This window comes from Microvirga tunisiensis, from assembly GCF_009296175.1.
GTDB classification, from domain to species: Bacteria; Pseudomonadota; Alphaproteobacteria; order Rhizobiales; family Beijerinckiaceae; genus Microvirga; species Microvirga tunisiensis.
This window is the reverse complement of sequence record NZ_VOSK01000121.1, coordinates 1-19,472: the sequence shown is the minus strand read 5'-3', so window position 1 is coordinate 19,472 and position 19,472 is coordinate 1. Positions and strand designations below refer to the sequence as shown.

The 19,472-nt window shown below is 58.3% G+C and carries 20 protein-coding genes and 3 pseudogenes; 4 read left to right on the top strand and 19 right to left on the bottom strand.

Annotated elements, in window-relative coordinates; genetic code table 11:
• Positions 1-438: 438 nt before the first annotated feature.
• The 3 genes from FS320_RS23565 to FS320_RS23555 all read right to left on the bottom strand — a co-directional run bounded on the left by FS320_RS23565 (position 439) and on the right by FS320_RS23555 (position 2,067).
• A complete protein-coding gene (locus tag FS320_RS23565; RefSeq protein WP_152714361.1) occupies positions 439-1,188 on the bottom strand; it encodes a hypothetical protein in 750 nt (249 codons plus the stop codon).
• A gap of 157 nt (positions 1,189-1,345) precedes the next feature.
• Complete coding sequence (locus FS320_RS23560; protein ID WP_152714360.1) at positions 1,346-1,795, bottom strand: macro domain-containing protein; 450 nt, start codon at positions 1,793-1,795, stop codon at positions 1,346-1,348.
• Between the two features lie 65 nt (positions 1,796-1,860).
• Positions 1,861-2,067, bottom strand: coding sequence for a hypothetical protein (locus FS320_RS23555; RefSeq protein ID WP_152714359.1), 207 nt, complete (start codon positions 2,065-2,067; stop codon positions 1,861-1,863).
• A gap of 459 nt (positions 2,068-2,526) precedes the next feature.
• On the opposite strand from FS320_RS23555, the gene FS320_RS23550 reads away from it, so the two are divergent.
• Positions 2,527-3,087 (top strand): hypothetical protein, encoded by a 561-nt coding sequence (locus FS320_RS23550; RefSeq protein ID WP_152714358.1) that lies wholly within the window; start codon positions 2,527-2,529, stop codon positions 3,085-3,087.
• Positions 3,088-3,273: 186 nt separating this feature from the next.
• Here the strand turns inward: FS320_RS23550 and FS320_RS23545 are convergent, their stop codons facing one another.
• The 6 genes from FS320_RS23545 to FS320_RS23520 form a co-directional block, all read right to left on the bottom strand.
• Positions 3,274-5,196 carry an alkyl/aryl-sulfatase gene (locus FS320_RS23545; RefSeq protein ID WP_244627322.1) on the bottom strand — a complete coding sequence of 641 codons (1,923 nt, stop codon included), beginning with the start codon at positions 5,194-5,196 and terminating at the stop codon, positions 3,274-3,276.
• 347 nt (positions 5,197-5,543) lie between these two features.
• A complete protein-coding gene (locus tag FS320_RS23540) occupies positions 5,544-5,765 on the bottom strand; it encodes a hypothetical protein (protein ID WP_152714356.1) in 222 nt (73 codons plus the stop codon).
• A gap of 32 nt (positions 5,766-5,797) precedes the next feature.
• Positions 5,798-6,244: an HAD domain-containing protein gene (locus FS320_RS23535; RefSeq protein WP_152714355.1), complete on the bottom strand. Its 447-nt coding sequence runs from the start codon at positions 6,242-6,244 to the stop codon at positions 5,798-5,800.
• Between the two features lie 36 nt (positions 6,245-6,280).
• Positions 6,281-6,667, bottom strand: a complete 387-nt coding sequence (locus FS320_RS23530; protein WP_152714354.1) for an ASCH domain-containing protein — start codon at positions 6,665-6,667, stop codon at positions 6,281-6,283.
• Between the two features lie 256 nt (positions 6,668-6,923).
• Positions 6,924-7,541: a hypothetical protein gene (locus FS320_RS23525; RefSeq protein WP_152714353.1), complete on the bottom strand. Its 618-nt coding sequence runs from the start codon at positions 7,539-7,541 to the stop codon at positions 6,924-6,926.
• Between the two features lie 340 nt (positions 7,542-7,881).
• Positions 7,882-8,748 (bottom strand): protein-L-isoaspartate O-methyltransferase family protein, encoded by an 867-nt coding sequence (locus tag FS320_RS23520; RefSeq protein ID WP_152714352.1) that lies wholly within the window; start codon positions 8,746-8,748, stop codon positions 7,882-7,884.
• Positions 8,749-8,939: 191 nt separating this feature from the next.
• Here FS320_RS23520 and FS320_RS48210 point away from each other — a divergent pair.
• Together FS320_RS48210 and FS320_RS23515 are read left to right on the top strand one after the other, a co-directional pair.
• A pseudogene (locus FS320_RS48210) lies at positions 8,940-9,041 on the top strand (IS5/IS1182 family transposase); the annotation flags it as partial.
• A gap of 10 nt (positions 9,042-9,051) precedes the next feature.
• A pseudogene (locus tag FS320_RS23515) lies at positions 9,052-9,210 on the top strand (IS5/IS1182 family transposase); the annotation flags it as partial.
• A 7-nt stretch (positions 9,211-9,217) separates the two neighbouring features.
• Here the strand turns inward: FS320_RS23515 and FS320_RS23510 are convergent.
• Positions 9,218-10,345 carry a hypothetical protein gene (locus FS320_RS23510; RefSeq protein ID WP_152714351.1) on the bottom strand — a complete coding sequence of 376 codons (1,128 nt, stop codon included), beginning with the start codon at positions 10,343-10,345 and terminating at the stop codon, positions 9,218-9,220.
• 787 nt (positions 10,346-11,132) lie between these two features.
• Here FS320_RS23510 and FS320_RS51460 point away from each other — a divergent pair.
• Positions 11,133-11,555: pseudogene (locus tag FS320_RS51460) on the top strand (hypothetical protein); the annotation flags it as partial.
• Positions 11,556-11,817: 262 nt separating this feature from the next.
• Here FS320_RS51460 and FS320_RS23505 read toward each other — a convergent pair.
• The 9 genes from FS320_RS23505 to FS320_RS23460 form a co-directional block, all read right to left on the bottom strand.
• The gene (locus FS320_RS23505; RefSeq protein ID WP_152714350.1) at positions 11,818-12,240 is read right to left on the bottom strand and encodes a hypothetical protein; all 423 of its coding nucleotides are present in this window, start codon (positions 12,238-12,240) and stop codon (positions 11,818-11,820) included.
• 48 nt (positions 12,241-12,288) lie between these two features.
• Positions 12,289-13,431 carry a hypothetical protein gene (locus tag FS320_RS23500; protein ID WP_152714349.1) on the bottom strand — a complete coding sequence of 381 codons (1,143 nt, stop codon included), beginning with the start codon at positions 13,429-13,431 and terminating at the stop codon, positions 12,289-12,291.
• Positions 13,432-13,621: 190 nt separating this feature from the next.
• Entirely contained in the window at positions 13,622-14,470 is an 849-nt protein-coding gene (locus tag FS320_RS23495) for a DUF4238 domain-containing protein (RefSeq protein ID WP_152714348.1), read from the bottom strand.
• 84 nt (positions 14,471-14,554) lie between these two features.
• Positions 14,555-15,052, bottom strand: a complete 498-nt coding sequence (locus FS320_RS23490) for a hypothetical protein (protein WP_152714347.1) — start codon at positions 15,050-15,052, stop codon at positions 14,555-14,557.
• A 50-nt stretch (positions 15,053-15,102) separates the two neighbouring features.
• Positions 15,103-15,417 carry a hypothetical protein gene (locus FS320_RS23485; RefSeq protein ID WP_152714346.1) on the bottom strand — a complete coding sequence of 105 codons (315 nt, stop codon included), beginning with the start codon at positions 15,415-15,417 and terminating at the stop codon, positions 15,103-15,105.
• A 312-nt stretch (positions 15,418-15,729) separates the two neighbouring features.
• Positions 15,730-16,209 (bottom strand): hypothetical protein, encoded by a 480-nt coding sequence (locus FS320_RS23475; RefSeq protein WP_152714345.1) that lies wholly within the window; start codon positions 16,207-16,209, stop codon positions 15,730-15,732.
• Positions 16,210-16,235: 26 nt separating this feature from the next.
• Entirely contained in the window at positions 16,236-17,429 is a 1,194-nt protein-coding gene (locus FS320_RS23470) for a site-specific DNA-methyltransferase (RefSeq protein ID WP_202882887.1), read from the bottom strand.
• Positions 17,430-17,478: 49 nt separating this feature from the next.
• The gene (locus tag FS320_RS23465; protein ID WP_244627321.1) at positions 17,479-18,846 is read right to left on the bottom strand and encodes a site-specific DNA-methyltransferase; all 1,368 of its coding nucleotides are present in this window, start codon (positions 18,844-18,846) and stop codon (positions 17,479-17,481) included.
• Entirely contained in the window at positions 18,807-19,244 is a 438-nt protein-coding gene (locus FS320_RS23460) for a hypothetical protein (protein WP_152714343.1), read from the bottom strand. Before FS320_RS23460 ends, FS320_RS23465 begins: the two co-directional genes overlap by 40 nt.
• Between the last annotated feature and the right edge of the window lie 228 nt (positions 19,245-19,472).

Genomic DNA, 19,472 nt, shown 5'->3' with positions numbered 1-19,472 from the left:
GACAGCCCAACCTGGGCCGCGATCGCCCGGTAAGTCAGCCCGCGCTCCCGGAGCCCAATGACTTGCCGCCGGCGCTCCTCTTGAGCCGCGGCGGGCAGCTTGCGCATGTCCACGTGCTTCATGCCGATCAAGCTGGAGTCAACCAAGACCCTTTCAAGACAATGAGGGCCGGATCAATAATGAGCAGATATGTGGAGTTGCCAGTCCATAGGCAGATGGCGCAGGCGACTAGGCTCAAGACGGTGGCTAGCTTCAGCTCGCGCAGGATCCCAGCCTTGGAGCGGTCTCGTTTGCCCGTGGGCTCGTTCTGATGACCGGATTTCTGTCTTCTCCGAGTCGCTTGTTCACGTTTCCAGTCTTTGAGGAGCATGGTCGGGTTTCCCTCACTCAATGGAGAATCCAATAGGAGTTCAGTTGCATTCGGGAGCCTGCCGGCGCCTATTTGGCACCGGAGAGCGACAACTGGATGCGGTCGAGTTCGGCATTCGCCCAGGCAAGGGCGGCGGTACGTTCCTTCTGCTCGACGGGGTCGGCGTCTGGGTGAAGGGCTTTTGCCACAGCTCGACGCGCAGCCTTGAGCCCCGTCGTGGAGGTCAGTTCCGAACCGCGGAGGATTGCGTCGGCTACCCTTCCGGACCTACCGGCTGGGGGAGGTGAACCGGGTAACGTGCTGACACCAGGCTCGCCGAGGCGGAAGAGATTTACGCCCTCGCGTAGATCGACGCTGAAGTTTGCGACGCCAGTCGGCAAAGCCGCCGAGATACCGCACTTCCCTGACGGCTCAATTACTTGCTGAGAGGCGACCGCAACCACCTCGCCAGTGCCTCGATCCGTGAAATAGACGTCAATCCGAACGCTCGGGCCCTCATAGGCCTTTGAGCTCAGATCAAAGGCTGCACGGTACTCGGGATGCCCCTTAATGATGGCGATAAGGGCGAAATCCCCACGGAGAGGGAGACGATCGAGCATCTCGGCTATCGTCTGAGGCCGGCGCAGTTCCTTGATGCGGTTCCGGTACAGGCAGGCCGCGATGACTCCAGTACCAAGCAAAAGCGGGAATATCTTGAGAGGCAGGTTCAACACCAGGTCAAGGACAACGGACAGCAGGAACAGACCCAGAAGCCAGCGAAAGCTGAAAATGGGTGAAATCTGTCCGAGAGATTTGCGGAAAACGGCTGAGACTGTCATGGGCCGGACTCTACCTTCTTTATGGCATTCCCGGAGACTTTGATGGGATTTTGGTGAACGCTGCCTCAGATCGCGGCACACGCAACGGCAAACCCCAAGCGAGAGGATCGCCCGGGGCCAAGATCCGATGGCCAATGCGAGGAGACGAGGGCAGTTATCAGGCTGTGGTCGGGCGGGCGTAAATCCGCAAGTCGAAGCCAGATAGATGCTTGATTACGAGCGGCTCAATCCGGCGCCAGTCGAGGCCACCGTTCCCGCAGCCAGGCGGAGGAATCGCGATAGAGCGCACGCCGGCCTTAGTAGCAAGGTCTGCGAGTTCACGAAGGCTCGGCTCGATCCACTCGTACCGACTGGGGTCCCGCCAGTGTTCTTTAGTCGCTAAGGCGGCCCACCGGCGGCCATCGGGAAGTGAGAAGAGCATGCACCCGCCGGGCTTCAGGCGCTTCGATCGGCAAGCCTGCAAGTAGTCACCCATGATGGAAGGCCACACGTCCTTGAAGGCCTTCGCCACGCCCTTGCCCATAATACCGACGGTATTGACGGTATTTACCAGGAGGTCCGCATCGGAAGCGACGATGTTCTCGGCAGGAAGGTAACGCACAGCCATGAAGTCATTCCCCAAGGGTTTGGACGCGAAAGAGGTCAGATCGACCCGTGGAGACGGGTAAAATGTCACTCTCCCCAATAACTAATGTCCGCTTCAGCACTCATTTCTGGTCCTTCCTTCCGCAGTACGGGATCGTCCCAATAGGTGGGCGCCGTGATGTCTGCATAGTCTGCGATAGATCCCCCGTCTTCGAAGGTGGTTGAGCCCGCCACGTTAAGCATGTGAGCCTTGAACCGAGCGCAGAACTCCTCTTGTGTCATTGCTTCGGTCATATTTCGATCTCGAAAATTTGGCGAACTCGGCCTCTGCGGTTTTTGGTGAAGATTATAGGTTCTGGTTGTTGGGCCTCTTTGAGACGGCCGGCGATTGAGAGTAGCCCATCGTGCAGGTCCTGAACCTCCCGCAGCATCATGAGCATTGCGTCGGGATCGTCGCGTTGCAGGACCTCCTGAACCTCCGGGGTCTTGCACTCCACTAAGAGAGTGTGAAGCCAGGAGAGTGGACGAATGCAGTCCGGCATCTCTGGATCATCTCCCCAGGCGACGTTCATGAGCTCGGCCGACAGATTGCACGAAGTGTCTGGTCTTTGAGAGGTCATACGTGAAAGCTCAGCGGGAAGAGGAAAGATTCCAAGATTTGCGGGCTCTGGTTCGCAAATGATTGTAAAGGATCGAGCAAGGCGCTGCTAATCTGGCTTAGCCTTCCACACCCTGACTTTGATGAGCCTCACGATGCCCGTGTCCGAGAACCATAGACGGCTGCTGTCCGCGGAAGGAATGGAGCTGGCCAGAAATGCCCTGTTGAACAGGTTCGACTGGTTTTTCCATACCACGCCTGTAGGAGCTATCGAGACGATCCGTACATCGGGTCTTGAGCCGCGAGACCCGGGGGCGCGACCGGATCCGGTCGTTACGGAGATGCTCGGACCTGGCGGGGATCGTATCCTTTGCGTTCGTCCAAGAGGATCAACAGTATTGGCGCTAGGGAAGGAAGGCTTCCTTTGCCAGCTAGCAGTCGAGGCATCTGACTTGCCTAACAGGGTCGGGCTGGATTGGTCATTCCCGAATAACTGGCATCTGCTGGACATCTACATGAAGGAATATCCGGAGCAGGGAATAGGGGCCATATTCGCTGAAATCGCACGCGCGACCGGATCGGTTGCGTCCTATGATCTAATTCCACCGACGACCTTGCGGATTGGGCCCGCACGTTTGATAGACCCGGATCCCGGCTCCTGGCCAAAACTGATCGACTTCCACACAATCGAAGAGATCAAGGCGGCCTGCTCCTAGTGGTTAAGTTCTAACGCTTGGTACCGACCGCCAAGCAAACGCCTTGGGTGGAAAGCGGACATTCAGTTATCCTCCAGGTACTACCGGATTTGACCCTAAGCCGGCTCCCGGTCTTCGCAGGAAATCTATCAGATGGTCGAGTCCCGCTCATGCAAGCGGGACCCAACAACGTGTTCCCATGCATCCTTATGGCGTGACGATAGGGAACCAGAACTCGAAGTTGTCGAGATAGGACACCAGCTCGGTCAGCTTCGCCTGGTTGCCGCTGACCTTCACGTCCCCGGCGCTGATCGCATCCGCCAGCTTCGTCTCCTGGAGGATGATCTTGTTCAGCGTGTCGCGCGACAGAGCCACCGACGCATCAGCCTTGTCGGACTGACCGTTCTCGGTGTGGTTGAGCACGCCGTTTTCCAGCTCGAGCAGGTACTTGCCGCCGGCATTGCCGAAATCGACGTTGAGGGCCATCTTCGCCTCGCCCGCCTTGGTGCGGTCGACCCGGACGCTGAGATAGTCGAAGAACATCTCGGGCGTCATCGCCCTCACGGTATCCGCGCTGGCCGTGTTGGGCGTCGGCAGCTTCTTCACGCCCTCGCGCAGTTCCTTGGCACCGGTGAGATAGAAGTTGCGCCACGGTCCCGACTCGGCCTGGTAGCCGAGCTGCTCCAGCGCATCGGCCTGAAGGTCCCTGGCCTGCCTGTTGTTCGGGTCGGCATAGATCACGTGGTTCACCACCTGGGCGACCCAGCGGTAGTCGCCCTTGTCGAACGACTGCTTCGCCTTATCCAGCACGGCCGCGGGTCCGCCCATGAACTCGACATAGCCCTTGCTGGCCTCGACGGGAGGAAGCTCGTGCAGGGTCGCCGGGTTGCCGGTGAACCAGCCCAGGTAAAGCACATAGGTCGCGGCGACGTCATGATAGACCGAGCCGTAGTAGCCGCGGTTCGCCCACACGTTCGCCAGGCTTGCCGGCATCTTGAAGGCGTCGGCGATCTCCCGCATCGTCATGCCCTGGTTCGCCATGCGCAGGGTCTCGTCGTTGATGAAGCGGTAGAGATCACGCTGGCTCCGTAGGAGCTTGTTGACCTCGGCATTGCCGAAGGACGGCCAGTGATGCTGGGCGAACATCACCTCGGCCTTGTCGCCCCACATCGCCAGCACCTCGTTGAGGTACTTCGACCACGGCAGCGGCTCGCGGATCTTCGCGCCCCGCAGCGAGTAGGTGTTGTGCAGCGTGTGCGTGGCATCCTCGGCCGCCGAGATGGCCTTCATCTCCTCGATGTACCACAGCATCTCGGCCGGGGCCTCGGAGCCGGGCGCCATCAGGAACTCGTAGGTCAGGCCATCGATCGTGTGCTTCTCGCCCGTCGTCTTCACGATGTCGGTCGGCGGGATCAGCGTGACGGTGCCGGCCGAGGTGGTGGTGCCAAGGCCTGCGCCGACCTGGCCCTTGGGATCCGGCGGGAGCAGGTTGCCGTACATGTAGCTGGCACGGCGGCTCATGGCGTTGCCGGCCATGACGTTCTCGGCGACCGCGGCCTCGAGGAAGCCCTCGGGCGCATAGATCTTGACCTTGCCCGAGGCCACATCGGCCTCGGTGGTCACGCCCTTGACGCCACCGTAGTGGTCGACGTGGCTGTGGGTGTAGATCACCGCCTTGACGGGCTTCTGCCCCCGGTTGGCATAGTAGAGATCGAGGCCCACCTTCGCGGTTTCCGCCGAGACCAACGGATCGACGATGGTGATGCCTTCCCGGCCCTCGATGATGGTCATGTTCGACAGGTCGAGGTTGCGGATCTGGTAGAGCCCATCGGCGACCTTGAACAGGCCGCTCAGGTTGATGAGCTGCGACTGTCGCCACAGGCTCGGATTGACGGTGTCCGGGGCAGCGGCGTCGGGCTTGATGAAACCATACTGCTGCGGGTTCCAGACCGTGTTGCCAGACTGGCCCTTGATCACCTCAGTCGGCAGGGGCGCGATGAAGCCGCGCTGGGCATTGTCGAAGTCCGACCTGTCGGAGAACGGCAACTGGCTGAGAAGTCTCTGATTGGCCGCCTTGGTCGCGGCGGTGGCATCCTTTCGGGAATCTTGTGCTTCAACGGGGCCTGTCATGCCTAGGGCCAAGCTCAAGACGGACGCAACAGACAGAAATCTCGTCAATCTCATAGGATCTTCTCCTTGTGGCCGAAAGCCTCATTTGGAGCTGCCCCCTTCTAGGTCTATTGGGGGAAACCCTGAGATTCGAGCGGTAGAACCCTGAGAAATTGATGACCGCAGCCGTAGCGTTGCAGGAGCGCCGAGGTCGACGGGCTAACATGAGTGAAACGGGTAATTGCGAAGGTCTGGATCTGGCACTAGCTCAAGGTGGCCCAATTTCTGCTTTGGGTTCATCCGGGTATCGCGGATTGGGGACCAAGTGTCAGGTTTTAACCACTAGGTCGAATAGGCGGGGCCGGAGGCTAGGCTGCCCTAATAAAGGCGCCCGCCATAGCTCCGTTCGAGCTGTAGATATCTGCGCCGTCAGCGTGGAGGCGGACCGAGAAGTGTCCGCGAAGAGCCTTCGGGTTGAGACGATAGAACAGCCGGAGGAAGCCCATTGGAGTTTCTGCCCGTGAGGCTGTCTTCTGAAGGTGCTCCTGACGGCGGCCGTCTTCGAAATCCATGACGCGGAAACGGGGCATGGCTGGTCTCCTGTTGCGATGGTGGGGGAGGGTCAAGCGTTGAGGATCCGGATGGCCTGCTCGACGTGGCTTGGTCCCAGGCCGGTTTCGTAATCGGTCTTCACATGGAAGGGCCGTTGCTCTGGCAAGATATCGGGGGCGTCGTCTAAAATGGCGTAGCGCTGGGCTTGGTTGAGTGATTGCCAGACAGCGATCTCGCAACCGCGCTGGTAGCGGCGCTTCATGCGCGATCGATCCAGGAACGGCGGCGTCTGCCAGACGGGGTGGAAGCGATCAAGGAGGCCGGCCCGGAGAAGCCGGTCCTTGCAGTCACTGTCTCTGCGCCAGGTGCTGGAGACCACGATGAGGGCTCCAGTCTGCTCAAGGATTTCGTTGACGAGGGCAATGCTCCCCGGCGGCAGAAACTTCGGGTCGCCGCTCTGTGCTGCGGCCTTGCCGCTCACCAGAACGCCATCGATGTCGAGCATGATCACTTTCACAATGATCTCCTACGCTAAAGTGAGAGAGGGTTTAGCCTATTGCCCCGCGAGTGCGTACTGCACCCAGACCGCACGGCCATTCTTGGCGCCGAACTCTCGCCCGGCCTGAGGGCTCCAGCCCTCAGCTTTGCTCCACTCCTCGAGCTCTGTCGCGGAGGACTGCGAGAGGTTGATTTCCCGAACCTGTGTGACGCGGACAAGCACGGAGCGACCGCTCTTATCCTTGTCTGCATAAAACCGCACGAGCTGGCCTGGCTTGGCTCTGGCCCAGCGATCCGTCCCCGGCCAATTCCAAAAACGGGTGGTTGACGTGCGTTCCCCGCGCAAGATGGCGTCAAAGGTCGTTTCGGCCGTGACGCCTGCGCGCTTCGAGCGACCATATCGGAAATACATAGTCGCTTCGAAAGCCACATTCTCGCTCATCTGCTTCTCCGGGTTTCAGCCAAATATTCGGGCCTCGGATGACATTCGAGCCTAGTTCCTCTGTCGTCAGAATGGGCAATCTTGGAGTTCTATAGCACCTTCCGTAGATCGATCGCGCGGCACCCAGGCGTGGTCACAGCGGGTCAGAGATGAACTCCGGCAATTCCACCCACTTCCGAAGTTCCATTCCTGGCGCACCTCCCGCGTGGGCGCTACGCGTCCATTGTGTGCCCGTCACGTTCAATCGGGACCTGGGTTAGGCGGCGTGAGCCGCCTGCACCTTATCCAAGAGGTCATTCGCCCTCTGAAGGACGAAGGTCATCAGGGTCCTGTCTGCAGGAATGACCTGGTCGGGATGATGCATGATGGCGACAGCCTTCCTGATCCGCTTAACGTCAGCCTCGGAGTGAACGGGTATTGTCCGGATCATGGCCTCTACTGCACTCCAGAGCATTTCCTCGCGCGGGTCGTGAGCAGGAGAGGAGCTGACGGAGTGCTCTATAGGGGTCGGGATCGGCCTTGCAGTTGAGGTGTCCAGCATCGTGATTTCGACCCGAACTTCTGAGGCGTTCAACGCCCGAGCATGGGAAGGGACAACAACGTCGATCTTTGAGCTGGCATAGAAGATGCCGAGCCGGATCCGCGGGAACATGGGTCCGTTACCAAATGTGCCCTGCGGGAAGGCGCCGCCAAGGTGAATCACCCCATCCCGGCCCTTTGCCTGGATCTTTTTATACGGGCTCCCGGTTTTCGCGGTATAGGTCCGATGCGAGAGCGAGACAGTCAGGACTTCGAGCGTTTTGGAGTTCTCGGCCGGAGCGTCGCTGCGCATTGAGACTGTGCAGAAGTCGAAGTAGGTGTCTTGAGCTCCCATCAGTCTATCCTTTCGGGGTTTGAACCCAACGGGTCCTCACTCCGAGCGGAAGTCGAGACGCAAGCATGGCCTATCGCGTATGATCGTGGACGGATGTACTCCAGGCCGTAAACCCATAGACGCGAACGGCTGAGATTGGTGGGCAGGAGACGATCCGGTTTACACAGGATTCTCAAGAAAGCGGACACAGCACGAGGATTTTGGCTGTCGCGAAAGTCGTCGGCGGAATGTCTACTTTTATGGCCGGCTTTTGCGAGAGAGTTTATCCTGACTTCTCAGTGGCGGCGATCTCGTCGTGGAATTTAGGATTTCCGTGACGGTATGATTGCCGGATTGCTGCCTAAGCATAGGCCAAGCACCAACCGGGACCGCGAACCCAACACTGCTCGGCCGGCACCTCATCAGTACGGTACAGCCGCGTCACCCTCTTTTGCTCCCCGCTCTCGAATGCTGCCGCAAGCGATTTCTCTGATTCCGCATCGCGCATTCCTTCGCAGGGGAAAATGGCTACCGGCGAAATCCATCGCGCATAAAATTCATCACCCCTGCGCGTCACGAGGAATACCGCTCCTCGACGGTGCATGTTGCTCCAATTGCTGCTGGTAAAGCCAAGGTCGGTCGTAAGCGGTAAGACAAGCCTTCCGCCATCATTGAGGCGGTCCAGCCAGATATCCGCCGGTCGGGTTGCTCCGGCATTCACATAGATCACGTCAGCTGCATCGAAAGCCACGGAACTGCCATCTCCCTGAACCACGGAAACGTTCCGATAGGGAGCGAGATTTGCTTTCGCGCGTGCAGCAAGCTCCGGATCGAACTCGATCGCCGTCACCTTGCCGGATGCGGCAACGAGGTTCGCCATGATCGCAGAATAGTACCCGGCACCAGCACCAACATGCACGATATGGTCGCCTGCTTGCGGCGCAGCCTGTGAAAGCAGAATGGCATGAAGCGACGGTTGCCCGTTGTTGATGTGGCGCTCGGGGATGATGCCAACAATGTCATCCGTATACAGATAGACCGGATCGATGGTCGGAGTTGGAACATAGGCTTTCCGCATTCGGAAAATCGGCCACGGACCGGGACCAAGGAAATCTTCTCGCGGCACTTCGGCAAAAGCTGTTTCAACACGCTCATCGACAACTTGAACAGCCGCCGTGATCTGCTTTGCATAAGCTCTCCGCACGATCTTTATTTCGTCAGGTGTCATCACAAGATCGACTCCAAAGAATGGATTCCCAGTCGCAAAAATCCTGAAATCCGAAACAGATATGATCTAAGAATACAGCAATCTGCAAGGGTCGTTCTAAGCGTCCTCGCCGCTGCCATGAACGGCCGAGATTAGCTCGTAAGCCGGCTGAGTGCTTTCACATCGCGCTGGATTCTGGTTCAGGGCTCACCATGAGCCGATATGACCTGACAGACTTTGAACGGCGCGTGATCGAGCCGCTGCTACCCAACAAGCCGAGAGGCGTGCCACGTGTTGATGATCGGTGCGTGCTGAAGCGAGCGCCTCTACCGCGAGCGCATCCTCATTGAGCGTTTCTTCTCCAAGCTGAAGCACGTCCGCCGAGTCTCCACCCGATACGATAAGCTCGCCGCCAACTTCCTCGCTATGGTTCAGCTCGCCTCAATGCGGCTTTGGCTCCGCGCTTATGAGTCTACGGCCTAACCAATCGTTAGAATTGCAGCTCCGGCTGTTCCGTGACCTTCCGGCTTGCTCTTTTTCGGCGGAGTTGATCGCGCTTTTGAGCAGTACCGGGGATAAATTCTTTCGGATCGGCGCCTTCGATCTGCGCATAGTCCGTTTTGATCAGCTGATGGCGCTTCTTGGCGATTGTAATGTCTTCGACAAAGACACTCGACAAATAGACGGTATAGATGATGTCGTCCTTACGGCGGCGATCTATTCCGTCGTTGACGTCCTGGATTTCGTACTTGCGAATGATACCGGCGTTCTTGAGAGCATCAATTGCGCCAGTGATCTTGCGGAGTTCATCGCGCTTGCGGGATCTGGGTTGGAGGCCGCAACCTCGATAGAGGTCGGATGCGGTCAGGACCTGGATATTTGCATCGTGATCGCCATAGAAGACATTGTGGCTGAGGCGCTTATAAAGCCAACGTGGAACCGGGCCCTTCAGGCTCATGATGGTGTCGTAATCCAACTGCATGAACTCAAGGTGCCGAATAGCGCTCGTCAACAAGGAATTGAACTGGATTGTTGTCTCGCTGGTTTCGCGCCCGCGTTCTCGGAACCCGAGTTGCGGGAAGGCTGACGCGCTGATGACGTTGGTCACTGCACCGGTTTCGGATTTAGGGTCCGGATCAACCCGGAGGATTTCGACCGTCGAGAGGTGGAGGATCTGGAGCGCTTCCTTGACCTCGCTCCATGAGTAGCGATGGCCGGTTCTCGCTAGTTCTTCCGAGATCTCATTGATGGAGAAGGTCATCCATAAGTCCCGGCCGTCCAGGCGGAGGCGACCGGATTCCTGAGCTAGACGACGGACGACCTCTTCGACCAGCTGCTCGCGCTCGCCGGGGTATTCTTCGGTCTCCTGTCCAGCACGCTTAAGACGAGCAGGCTTTATGGTAAGGCGATAGTGTTTCCCGCAGTGCTCAAATTCACGCTCGACGATCTTGAGGTATTTCCCCGCTTCGCGGTCAGTCGTATTCGTGTAAAAAACTCCGCGCGGAGCAACGTCCCAGAGATCGATTGTATTGGTCCGTTGGGGATCCTGGTTCTCGAACTGGAGAACTTGGGTCGGAATGCCGGTGCTAATCGGTGCGACCGTAATATTCGAGGCCATGAATCTCGCTCCACTTTTGGGCCACGCTGATTGAATCGCTTCTAGGAGTCAAAGCCCAATGAGCCCGACGGTTAGATTTTTCTCCCCGGCGTCAAGGTTTTCGCCGCACGCCTTCTAGGGCATCTACGCGGCGCTTCGAGGTATTCTGCGCGGGTCCGCGGCTCTAGGCTTGTCGAATCTGAGGAGGGCGCGCCGGCCGCCACCGAGACCTGTTTCAAGGTTTTCCTCGCGCATCGAGGAATCTCAGCGTCCGTCAAGGTCTGATGACCGTAAGGCGCTTTTCACGTCACTGGCTAGGGATGTGCGCGGAATACCTAGACCGTTCAACACGCGGTGGACCTCCAATCTGGATCCGCGCGGATTTCCTAGAATCTGCGCTGAAAACCTTTCCGGATAAGGGAATCTGGCGGCTGGAGAGCGGCTCGCTAAAGAGACCCGCGCGGAAAACCTAGATGCCGCGCAGCGAGATCCACGAGTGTTTAGCGGGATTCGTTCAAGGTTTTCTGCGCGCATCGGCGATCCGCGCGGAAGACCTACAGGAAGTGCGGGCATCCCCTACAGGGGGCGCGTGAAGCACCTTGAGAAAGCGCGCGGAACTCCTTCAAGTAAAAACGAAATTGTTTGACCCAAAAACATAAGTCGTAATTTTTGTGGATCCATCAGACTAAAATGGAAGTGGCTGGGCCATGATGGATCAACATGCCTTTATCAGAGCGATCTTACTCAGCAAGAACCAACTTACTACGTGGATCGGTAAGTATAGGGTAGAGGGGAGGAGGCGCCATCAATGACGACTCTCAATCCACTTCTCTTGCAAGCCGTGGCGGCGGCCCCCGGTCTACGTGCGTCGACCGTTGCCAGGGCAGGCGTAGCCTCGGGGCACTGGACGCTTCAGGAGGCCGAGGCATTCGAGAGGGCTTGGCTGGAGACGCCTGATCGAGCTCCCCAGATTGTCGCCCCGAAACGACGGCCGGTCACCCGCCGAGTACGCTTGTCTCGGCGCCGGTGCTCCTTCAGCCGGTACGTTCGGCGGTTCAGCATCGATGTGCTGGTGCATCCTGGTCTGAGCACCGGAGCGGTTACGACCCTCGTCTACCTGATCTCCCGCTGCGGCCGGCACAAGCAACTGCGGACGTGCACCTCATGGCTGGCGGCCGACCTCGGCGTGTCCCCGAGAACCATCCAGAACCATTACCGCCAACTCGAGCAGGCCGGCTTCCTGGTTCGCTCCAGCCCGGACCGGCTTGGGCGAACAACGATCTACCTGACGGATCTGGTTGAGGTCCGCTCTGTTCAAAAGGAAGCGGCTCAAGCCGTTGCGCAGCATGGGGAGGGTGCGAAAAATTGTTCGCCCACCAAAGAGACAGATTCAAAAGAAAGGGGGAAATCTCCCACCCATAGAAAAAGCCCGGATCGCGAAGCGCCCGGGCCATCTGAGATCGAAGCGGTTAATGGTGTGAAGGGACCGCCTGTCAGAGCCGCTTCGGCAGCGGCTTCCTATAGATCTGCCGGAATAGGGCATCCGCCTGGCTCTTCATCTGAAGCGTTTCCGCCTCGGAGAACTTGCGGCACCGGCTATCGAAGAAGCCCGTATCCGTTGAGCCCACCTTCGGGCTCCCGCTGGCGAGGATGACGAGCCTCCAGGCGCAGCCGAGAGGTTTGTTCACTTGAACCGCGCCATCGCAGCCATCGGTCAGGCAGAAGGACACGTTTCGCTGGCCTTGGTAGTCCTTCTGATAGGCCCGCGGGAACCAGGTCTTGAACTGCTGCTGACTGCTGTCGCAGAAGGCAGTGCTCCCGTCACAGATCCGAAGGTGATCTTCGGCGTTCTGGGCTTGCGCTGAGCCAACGGCGAACGTGAGCACTGCGGCGGAGAGTAAGGCATGTAGTTTCATGGGAGCCCCGTATGTTCCGGCGAGCCTTATACGGCAGTCCGGCGGATCCTATGGAATAGCGACCACTCGCCAGCTGATAAGTCCCTGCTCATCTTTGCTTGTTGAGAAATCGAGCAGGGGCTGGCCGGAACGTTGAATCTTCCTGCTCGCTGCATCCGGGTCGGGTGAGCCTTTAGCCAGGTTCAGCCCCTCCTTGGTCGAGATCATAAAGCGCGACTGCTTGAACTCTTTATTCCCGTACAGGTCCGAAACCTTGGGTGATTTCTCAAGGAGTTGGAGCAATACCAGCCCCCAGGGTCCGTCTTCGTGCTGCTTCTCGTCAGGGAGCGTCATAAGAAGCCCCTTGTTGTTTAAGCCTATATAGACCGGCTGGGTGTTCTCCTGACCGATCGACATCGGCAGGAAGCCTAGTACGCGTCCGAGGGGCCTGTTATCAGTGCCGAGGCTCAACCCGTCGGCCTCGAGGTCAATGCGTTCGACGCCCGCTTCGCCGAATGAGACCGTTATCCGACCAGTGGCACCCTTGAGGGTCTGAGGCGGCAGGCCGGTCATGCTGAGATCAGAGAAGCATACCTGGTCGTCGTTGCACACTTCCGCGCCCGGCAGCTTTAGTACCTGATCCCGAGGCATGTTCTTTCGGATCTTGCCGACAACGGGACCACCGAAATTGTTAGGTTTAGTAAAGCTGCATTCGCCCGAAGCGTTTAGATCGCCAATTTTGGCAGACATCAGGAAGTTCTGAAGGTCAGCCTTGCGTCCGACGATCTCAGTCCAGCCGTTGACATCCGATCCAAAGGCGATGTTCGCCCGCTGGGCCGCTTGTGCGACCCTCTGGCTGGTCTGTGCCGGGAAGGTAAGGACTTTGGCCTTAGGTCCGTCGACCAGAAGGTAGAGGAACCTGAAGAGGCCTTGGTTTTCAAGCTGCACGAGGTAGAAGTCGTCTTCGATCCGCTTGAATGTGTAATTGTCCGTGGCAGTTCGGTAGAAGATCCCGCCCTTGTCGCTCTTCAGCGGGGTGCTGAGATCAACGGTCTGCTTTTTGTCATTGAACTGGCAGAAGGCGTTATTGCCCCAGCTGACCTGATCACCGTCTTCAATGACCCGCGATTTAGAGAGATAGCAGCCCGAAAGCGCGACGCCGATGGCGGCTAGAATGCCAATGGAAATGATGCGGGATCTGTAAAACAGCATAAAGACTTCTCGATAGGGTTTAGGGCGTAGGAGTTACGCTAATGGTATCCCGTCAGTGATGACATAGCCAGCAAAGACCCTCCTAAGGGGGCCGGAATCCAATAACTGGGTTAAATGGGAGACTTCAGACGCTTGGTTAACCATTAGCCGGGCGGGTTCTCCGCACTCGGCGTCCCAGTTCATGGCCGTCTTAGGGTCGATTTCCGTCTCCGCGGACGAACCCGAGCGTGTTCAGGTAAGGAGCGGTTGGAAACCCGACGACGGAATGCAGTGACTTCTCCCACATCAGCTTGTTAACGGCGCGGCAAAAACGGCCCTCGTTTGATGTAAGCGCGACCAGATCTGCCGGATCGGTTGCAGAGACTAGGCAAATCCTAGGTGTCAAGGGTGCGACGTGAACCTTTGATTTGCCTTTGCCGTACATTAGGAGAATGGTGTCCGACGTGACGAACGAAAGATTGGGTTTGCGCAGCCTCATAATCACATACGGCCACGCGGAAATCTCCTGGGTCTGTTTCGAAGTCAGAATATGATTACAAACAGCAACAAGAGGCGCATTCCTACGGATGTAGTCTTTGTCGTTGTTTAGGAAGCGCTCTCTGCAATCGTCAGTAACAAAGTCGATGCCGTCGAGACTCACCCCAGTATGAGTCGCAAGAGATTTCTCGACGGCCTCCCTAACCTGCGTTCGGAGTGAAGCTAGTCCCCATGGCGTGCGAAAGACAGAAGCAACGAGAAAAATCGCAAGATCTCGCTTGTCTTGACTAGTGAGCCGATATTTCTCGTCGAACTGGAGCCTTGTCACGATTGAGGAAGGTACGGCGTCGACCTGTCCGAAGACCGCATCCTCCAAGTGAGGGTCTGGATCTACAGAACCGACCAGCGAATAGAGGTGGTCCTCGCCGAGAACGTTACGAACGTCACTGCCGAAGAATTTTCCGGAGTTTTTCTTGAACAGGAAAACCTCAGGCCTTCTTGCTCCCGGGCGTAGCCAACGCTTCTGATGGTGAACCGGAACGTAGTGATGAAACTTCCCCATAGCGCGACTAAAACCTCCAGCGCCCTTGATTTAGGATGCGAGAAGGTTGGCGCAAGACTGCAAGGATCTCGGTGACAGCTCTGCCTACAAATCGATGTTGAAGCTCCCCGATCCAAGGACAGCCTGCACTTCCTCCTGGAAGAGAAGCTCGATCTTCTGCTCGTCCGTCATCATCCGCATGGCGGCTCGGAAGAGATCCTGGAGGTTTCCGACCTCATGATCGGGTTCGCCTGAGTCCTCTGCATGCTGCCGGGCGGCCTTTATATAGAGCTCAGGGTCCTCGAGGTCGGACAGGACGAGGAACTTCGTTCCCTCGGGTTCCTGAGCCGTGACCGGCTCGAAGAACTTCCTGTCCGGCATGCCGTCGCCTTGGTCGAAGACATTCGTGATCTTGCCACCGATCGCGACGGTGAAGGCGATGCCCTGGGTTCCGCCAAGATCCGCGATGCTGGCAATGATCGCGAGAGTGCCGGGGTCGAGCGTGATCTCGTTGTCCTCATCGTTAGAGCCAGTCGCAGGGACGAGCATTTGGACGACTTGGTTCGGTCTGAAGCCAAAGGCTTCTTCGAGCTGATGGTGCATAGGTGATTCCAGGAATAGACGCTGCGAGGGAGGCCTGACAGTTGACAGACCTACGATCCGCTGGTGGGCGAGACCCAGCCGGTGAAGAATTCGTTGGTCGTGACGGTGAAGCCGGCCTCGGTGATCGCTTCAATGAGCTTATCCGCCTCAGCCTTGGCGTCGTCCACGTTCTCCTTAATCCAGGAGGCCCGCGAGTGATTGAACTTGAAGCCACACCTACGAGCTTTTGCGTGGAGCTTGTTCACGCGGGTCTCGGAGAGGTCCCCGAGGTACCCGAACCGGAATGCGCAGGGGCGAAACACCGAGCCGTAGCCTTCACCACGGAAATCAAGCTGCACGTTGTATTGCTTGGTCTTTGTCGTCATTGGCGATCTCGAGACTGGTTGCGGGGGAAGCGTTCAGGGGTGTCTTCTTGATCGCGCGAGATATATGGCGAGTATAGACACTGAGCGTTTTCCAATAGAGGGCCATCGGCCCTTTGTTTTTGAGCCATGATGCTTGAGCGCGTTTCGCAGCGTCCTTTGCGAGGTCATCCAGCAGTGCGCTAAGAGCTTCTCGCGCAGGGGCCGGGAGGTTCTGCAGCGCCTTGAACCCAGGAAGGGCAAGGACTGGGTTTCGAACTTCTGCGCGATTTGAGCGCGGGATAGGGGTACTCATGGTCTCTCCTCTGAGAGGGGTCAAAACAGGCTCAACTGAGTTGGCTGTGGAGTAGGCGGGTTGATCACTCGATCGAGGAGTTCGAGCATCTTCTCGGCCTCTCGCTTGCAGGCTTGCGAAATCGAACAGCTGGTGGAGGTGGCTTTCAGGGAGAACCAGCGATAGGCGTGCTCGGCCTTGGCGCGAAGCGCGTCGTCCCTGCTGTGATAGGCGATGCCATGCCAGACGCTGGGCTCACATCCGGATCCGCCAATGCTGTTCTGAAAGTCGTATCCAGTTAGCCAGAGGCCACGGCCGTTCACAGACAGAGAAGCCGCTGCTTTGGAGCCGCCGACCGTAGCCAGGACGATACGTTCGCGATCGAGCAGAACCCCGAAGGGATTGGCTCTCGCCTGGTGCCAGTCGACGAGGAACGCAGTTGCCTGATCCAGCTCGTCGCCACTGACAAAGCGACCGCCGGCCTGCTGGATGATTGCGGAGAGATCGAAGGAAGGGATCATGAAGGTTCATTCCTGATCGGTAACACTCAGGCAGCCAGTTTCGGGATGTCTCTGGCTGCTCGGGCGATGCTGTCCTGGAAGTAGCCCGGGCCGACTTCTACGCCGATTGAGTTCCGGCCAGCCTTAGCGGCCGCAATAGCGGTAGTCCCGGATCCGCTGAAGGGATCGAGAACCGTGTCGCCAGTGAACGAGAACATCCGGATCAATCGGTATGGGATCTCGACCGGGAATGGTGCCGGATGGCCTTGGTCGGTACGGGCACCGCGCACATCGTCCCAGATAGGTCGGAACCAGCGAGCATGTTCCTCTTTCGATATTTTGGAATCCTGCTGCTGGGCTAGGGACGGGCTCCTGTAGGGCCCTGGCTTGCGGAGCAGCAAGATGTGCTCGAGCTCACTCTTGATTATTTGGTTGGGCTGTCCCGGCCGACCCAATACTCCTCCACTCCCATGCTCGTAGCTGCAGTTGCTGAGCTTCTGCCACAACATGCCGTTGAGAGCGTCGAATCCCATGTGTCGGGAGCGAACGAGGATGTCGGCATGCAGCGGGAGGACGTGGTGCCGGCCCTCGGTCTTTCGGGATCGAAGAACATCGCCGACATTGCAGGCGAGCCGCCCGCCAGGTGCGAGGACGCGGTAGCATTCCCGGAATACAGCATCGAGCTGCTCCAGGAACTCCTGATAGGAGGTGAATTCCGCAAGCTGCCCCTCGGCGCCCTCGTACTTCTTAATGTCAAAATAGGGGCACGACGTCAGGACGAGTGGAATTTGACCATCTTCGATCCACGAGAGGTCTCGGCTATCTCCGCAGTGAAGCGTGTGGACGGTGGGCAAGCCAACATTCACGTCGATGGTGGCAGAGCGGGGAAGGTTCGTGACCGGATCAACGGCGACAATGACCCGTATTCCTGCAGTGGCTTTTGAGACGCCGGTCTGCCCCTCGTCTGTCAGTTGCCATAGCCCGAAGCCGCCGGAGGCAACGTAGCCCATAGAGACCGCCTTTTGCCGAGCAAATCGGACATGACGCTGCCAGAGATTGATCTCCTGTCCAGCGCCTGTGATGATTTTCTCTGACGTGACATGGCGAGGTAGACTGAACCTGTCCGCTAAGGCCGCACCTACGTCGCGGGCCCGTGCCTTGCCACCGAGATGCTGGATGGTCTCCAGGAGCGGGAAAACGAGCTGCGCCTGCGTCGGCTTGTTCTTCGAGGCTGGATGCATGGGCTCACATGGCAGATTGGAAGGCCTCACGGCCCTCGTACAGGGGGATTTAGACTGGGCTGATTGCCCCATCCGGGAGCGGATGACGCCTGAAGTCCGCGCGGGTGTCGAACCGGAATCCTGAAGCCGCAAGATAGGTCAGTGAGGCTTCGGAAGCGATGAAGCGGCGTCCGAGATCGAGAGCGACCTTTCCCGTCGTGTTCGAGCCCGCCATGGGGTCATAGACGAGTTGGCCGGGCTCAGTGGTGAGCAAGATGATCCGACGTGGGATCTCCTCAGGGAAGCGTGCGGGATGAGCAGGGATTCCGGCATCCCGGCACCGCCGGCTGTATCTATCGCTTCCTGGTGCGCCGGCAGCCACGATGAGATTGCCTGGAATAGGGCCGGAGCCATTCGGAGCAAAGGCAGCCTCATTGATGTTGTAGCCGCAAGGACGTCGGCTCCGCTTGCGCTGCAGTGCGCGTTCAAATCCGGCAATGGTTCCTGGAGCGTACGAGGTGGGCGGGAGACGCCGAGTGTCCCAGTTAGGACTCGGCGACTTGGAAAAGAGCAGAATCTGCTCGACGGTATTCTTCGGACGAACTCTCAGCTTCGAAGACCACTGGATGTTGCCCATTTTTGTCGGGCTGTGCCAGAACTGACGCCCGGACAAGTGGAGTCGGTGGTCATCGATGCAGGTGAGCGTAAATCGCTCGATGTATGGACTGAGAGATGGCGTGCCGCCGACGAATGCATCCATGAGGTTGATCGCAAGAGTGCCATCCTCGGTCAATAGGTCCTTCCAAAGTCCCGCCAGGTCCCTCATCCATGATAGCCACTCAGGGACGGAGAACTTGCCGTACTCCCGCGATACGACTGGGTATGGAGGTGACGTCAGGATGAGCGAGCAGGAGCCAGGCTCGATTGCTCTTGCTGCATCTTCGGCATGCGCCCAAAGAGCGAGCCCGTCATCGAGTGAATAGATGAGGACCGTAACGCCCCGCCGGGCGCGTTGAAGGCGGGCGTAGCCGGGATCGGCGAGTTCCCATATGCCGCGGTCGCCTTTGTGGATGAGTCCTTCCATGACGGCCGTCTGGCGAGCCCAGCGAACGGCCTGCGGGAAGACTGCATAGGTCTGGCCATCTCCGCATTGGCGCCGGGCAGACCTTAGCTCGGGGGGAACGGCGAGGCGATCTGCGAGGGTTTCATAGAGATCACCGGGACGTGCACGGCCGCCGAGGGTTTCGAGCTCCTCAAGAAGCGGCAATTGCAGCATCCCCTGAAGGGACGTCCTCGGCGTCATGGATTTTGCAGCAAGCTCAGTGTGCCGCCCGCGCTCGATCCGGCGCGCTCGGGCCTTGGATGCTGCTTCGGATACCGACTTATGCTCTGGCATGGTCACGACACGGACGTCGGAGAGACAGGCGTCAGCAGCCATTCGAGGTGAAGCTTCCAGTGCTCGAAGCCGGAAGCAGCATTCTTGGCGTACTCGAACGGGACAAGGACCTGAATCTCGTGGCGATCCTCCATGAGATCCTCGGAAACGAAAGCGTGGCCGCCTATGGTCGTTAGAACCCGGCTAAAATCGGTTGCGTAGCGGTTAAGTGCGGCGAGCACTCTTGCCCTATCGGCTGGGTCATTCGTGTCAAAGGTGACCTCAGAGGTGGGCGCAAGAAATTTCGTACCCTTGTAGAGGACGGCATATCCCATCCCGAAATAGACCTCCACGCCGTCTTCGATCGTCACGGCTGTGTCTGCCTCGCCGATGTAGATCTGCTCCGAGTCGGCAAGTGGATAGAAGTATCCGTCACGGTCAATGGACCAATCCAGACCCAAGCTCTCGAACAATGCAGGGGTGCTATGAGCATGTTCCCCACACCCGTTGGTCAAGTACAGGGGGGTTTCATTGTGGTCAGACTTGACTTCGGCGTCGACATTGTGTTTCGGCGTGCAAGTTTGACCCCGATTGAGGGGTGATCGGCATCCAATTTCGACCCCTCTTGTGTGTGGGCGAAGCTACCTGCTCCGAGGCTGGAGCGGGTGGGTCGGGAGATGCTGGTTGTG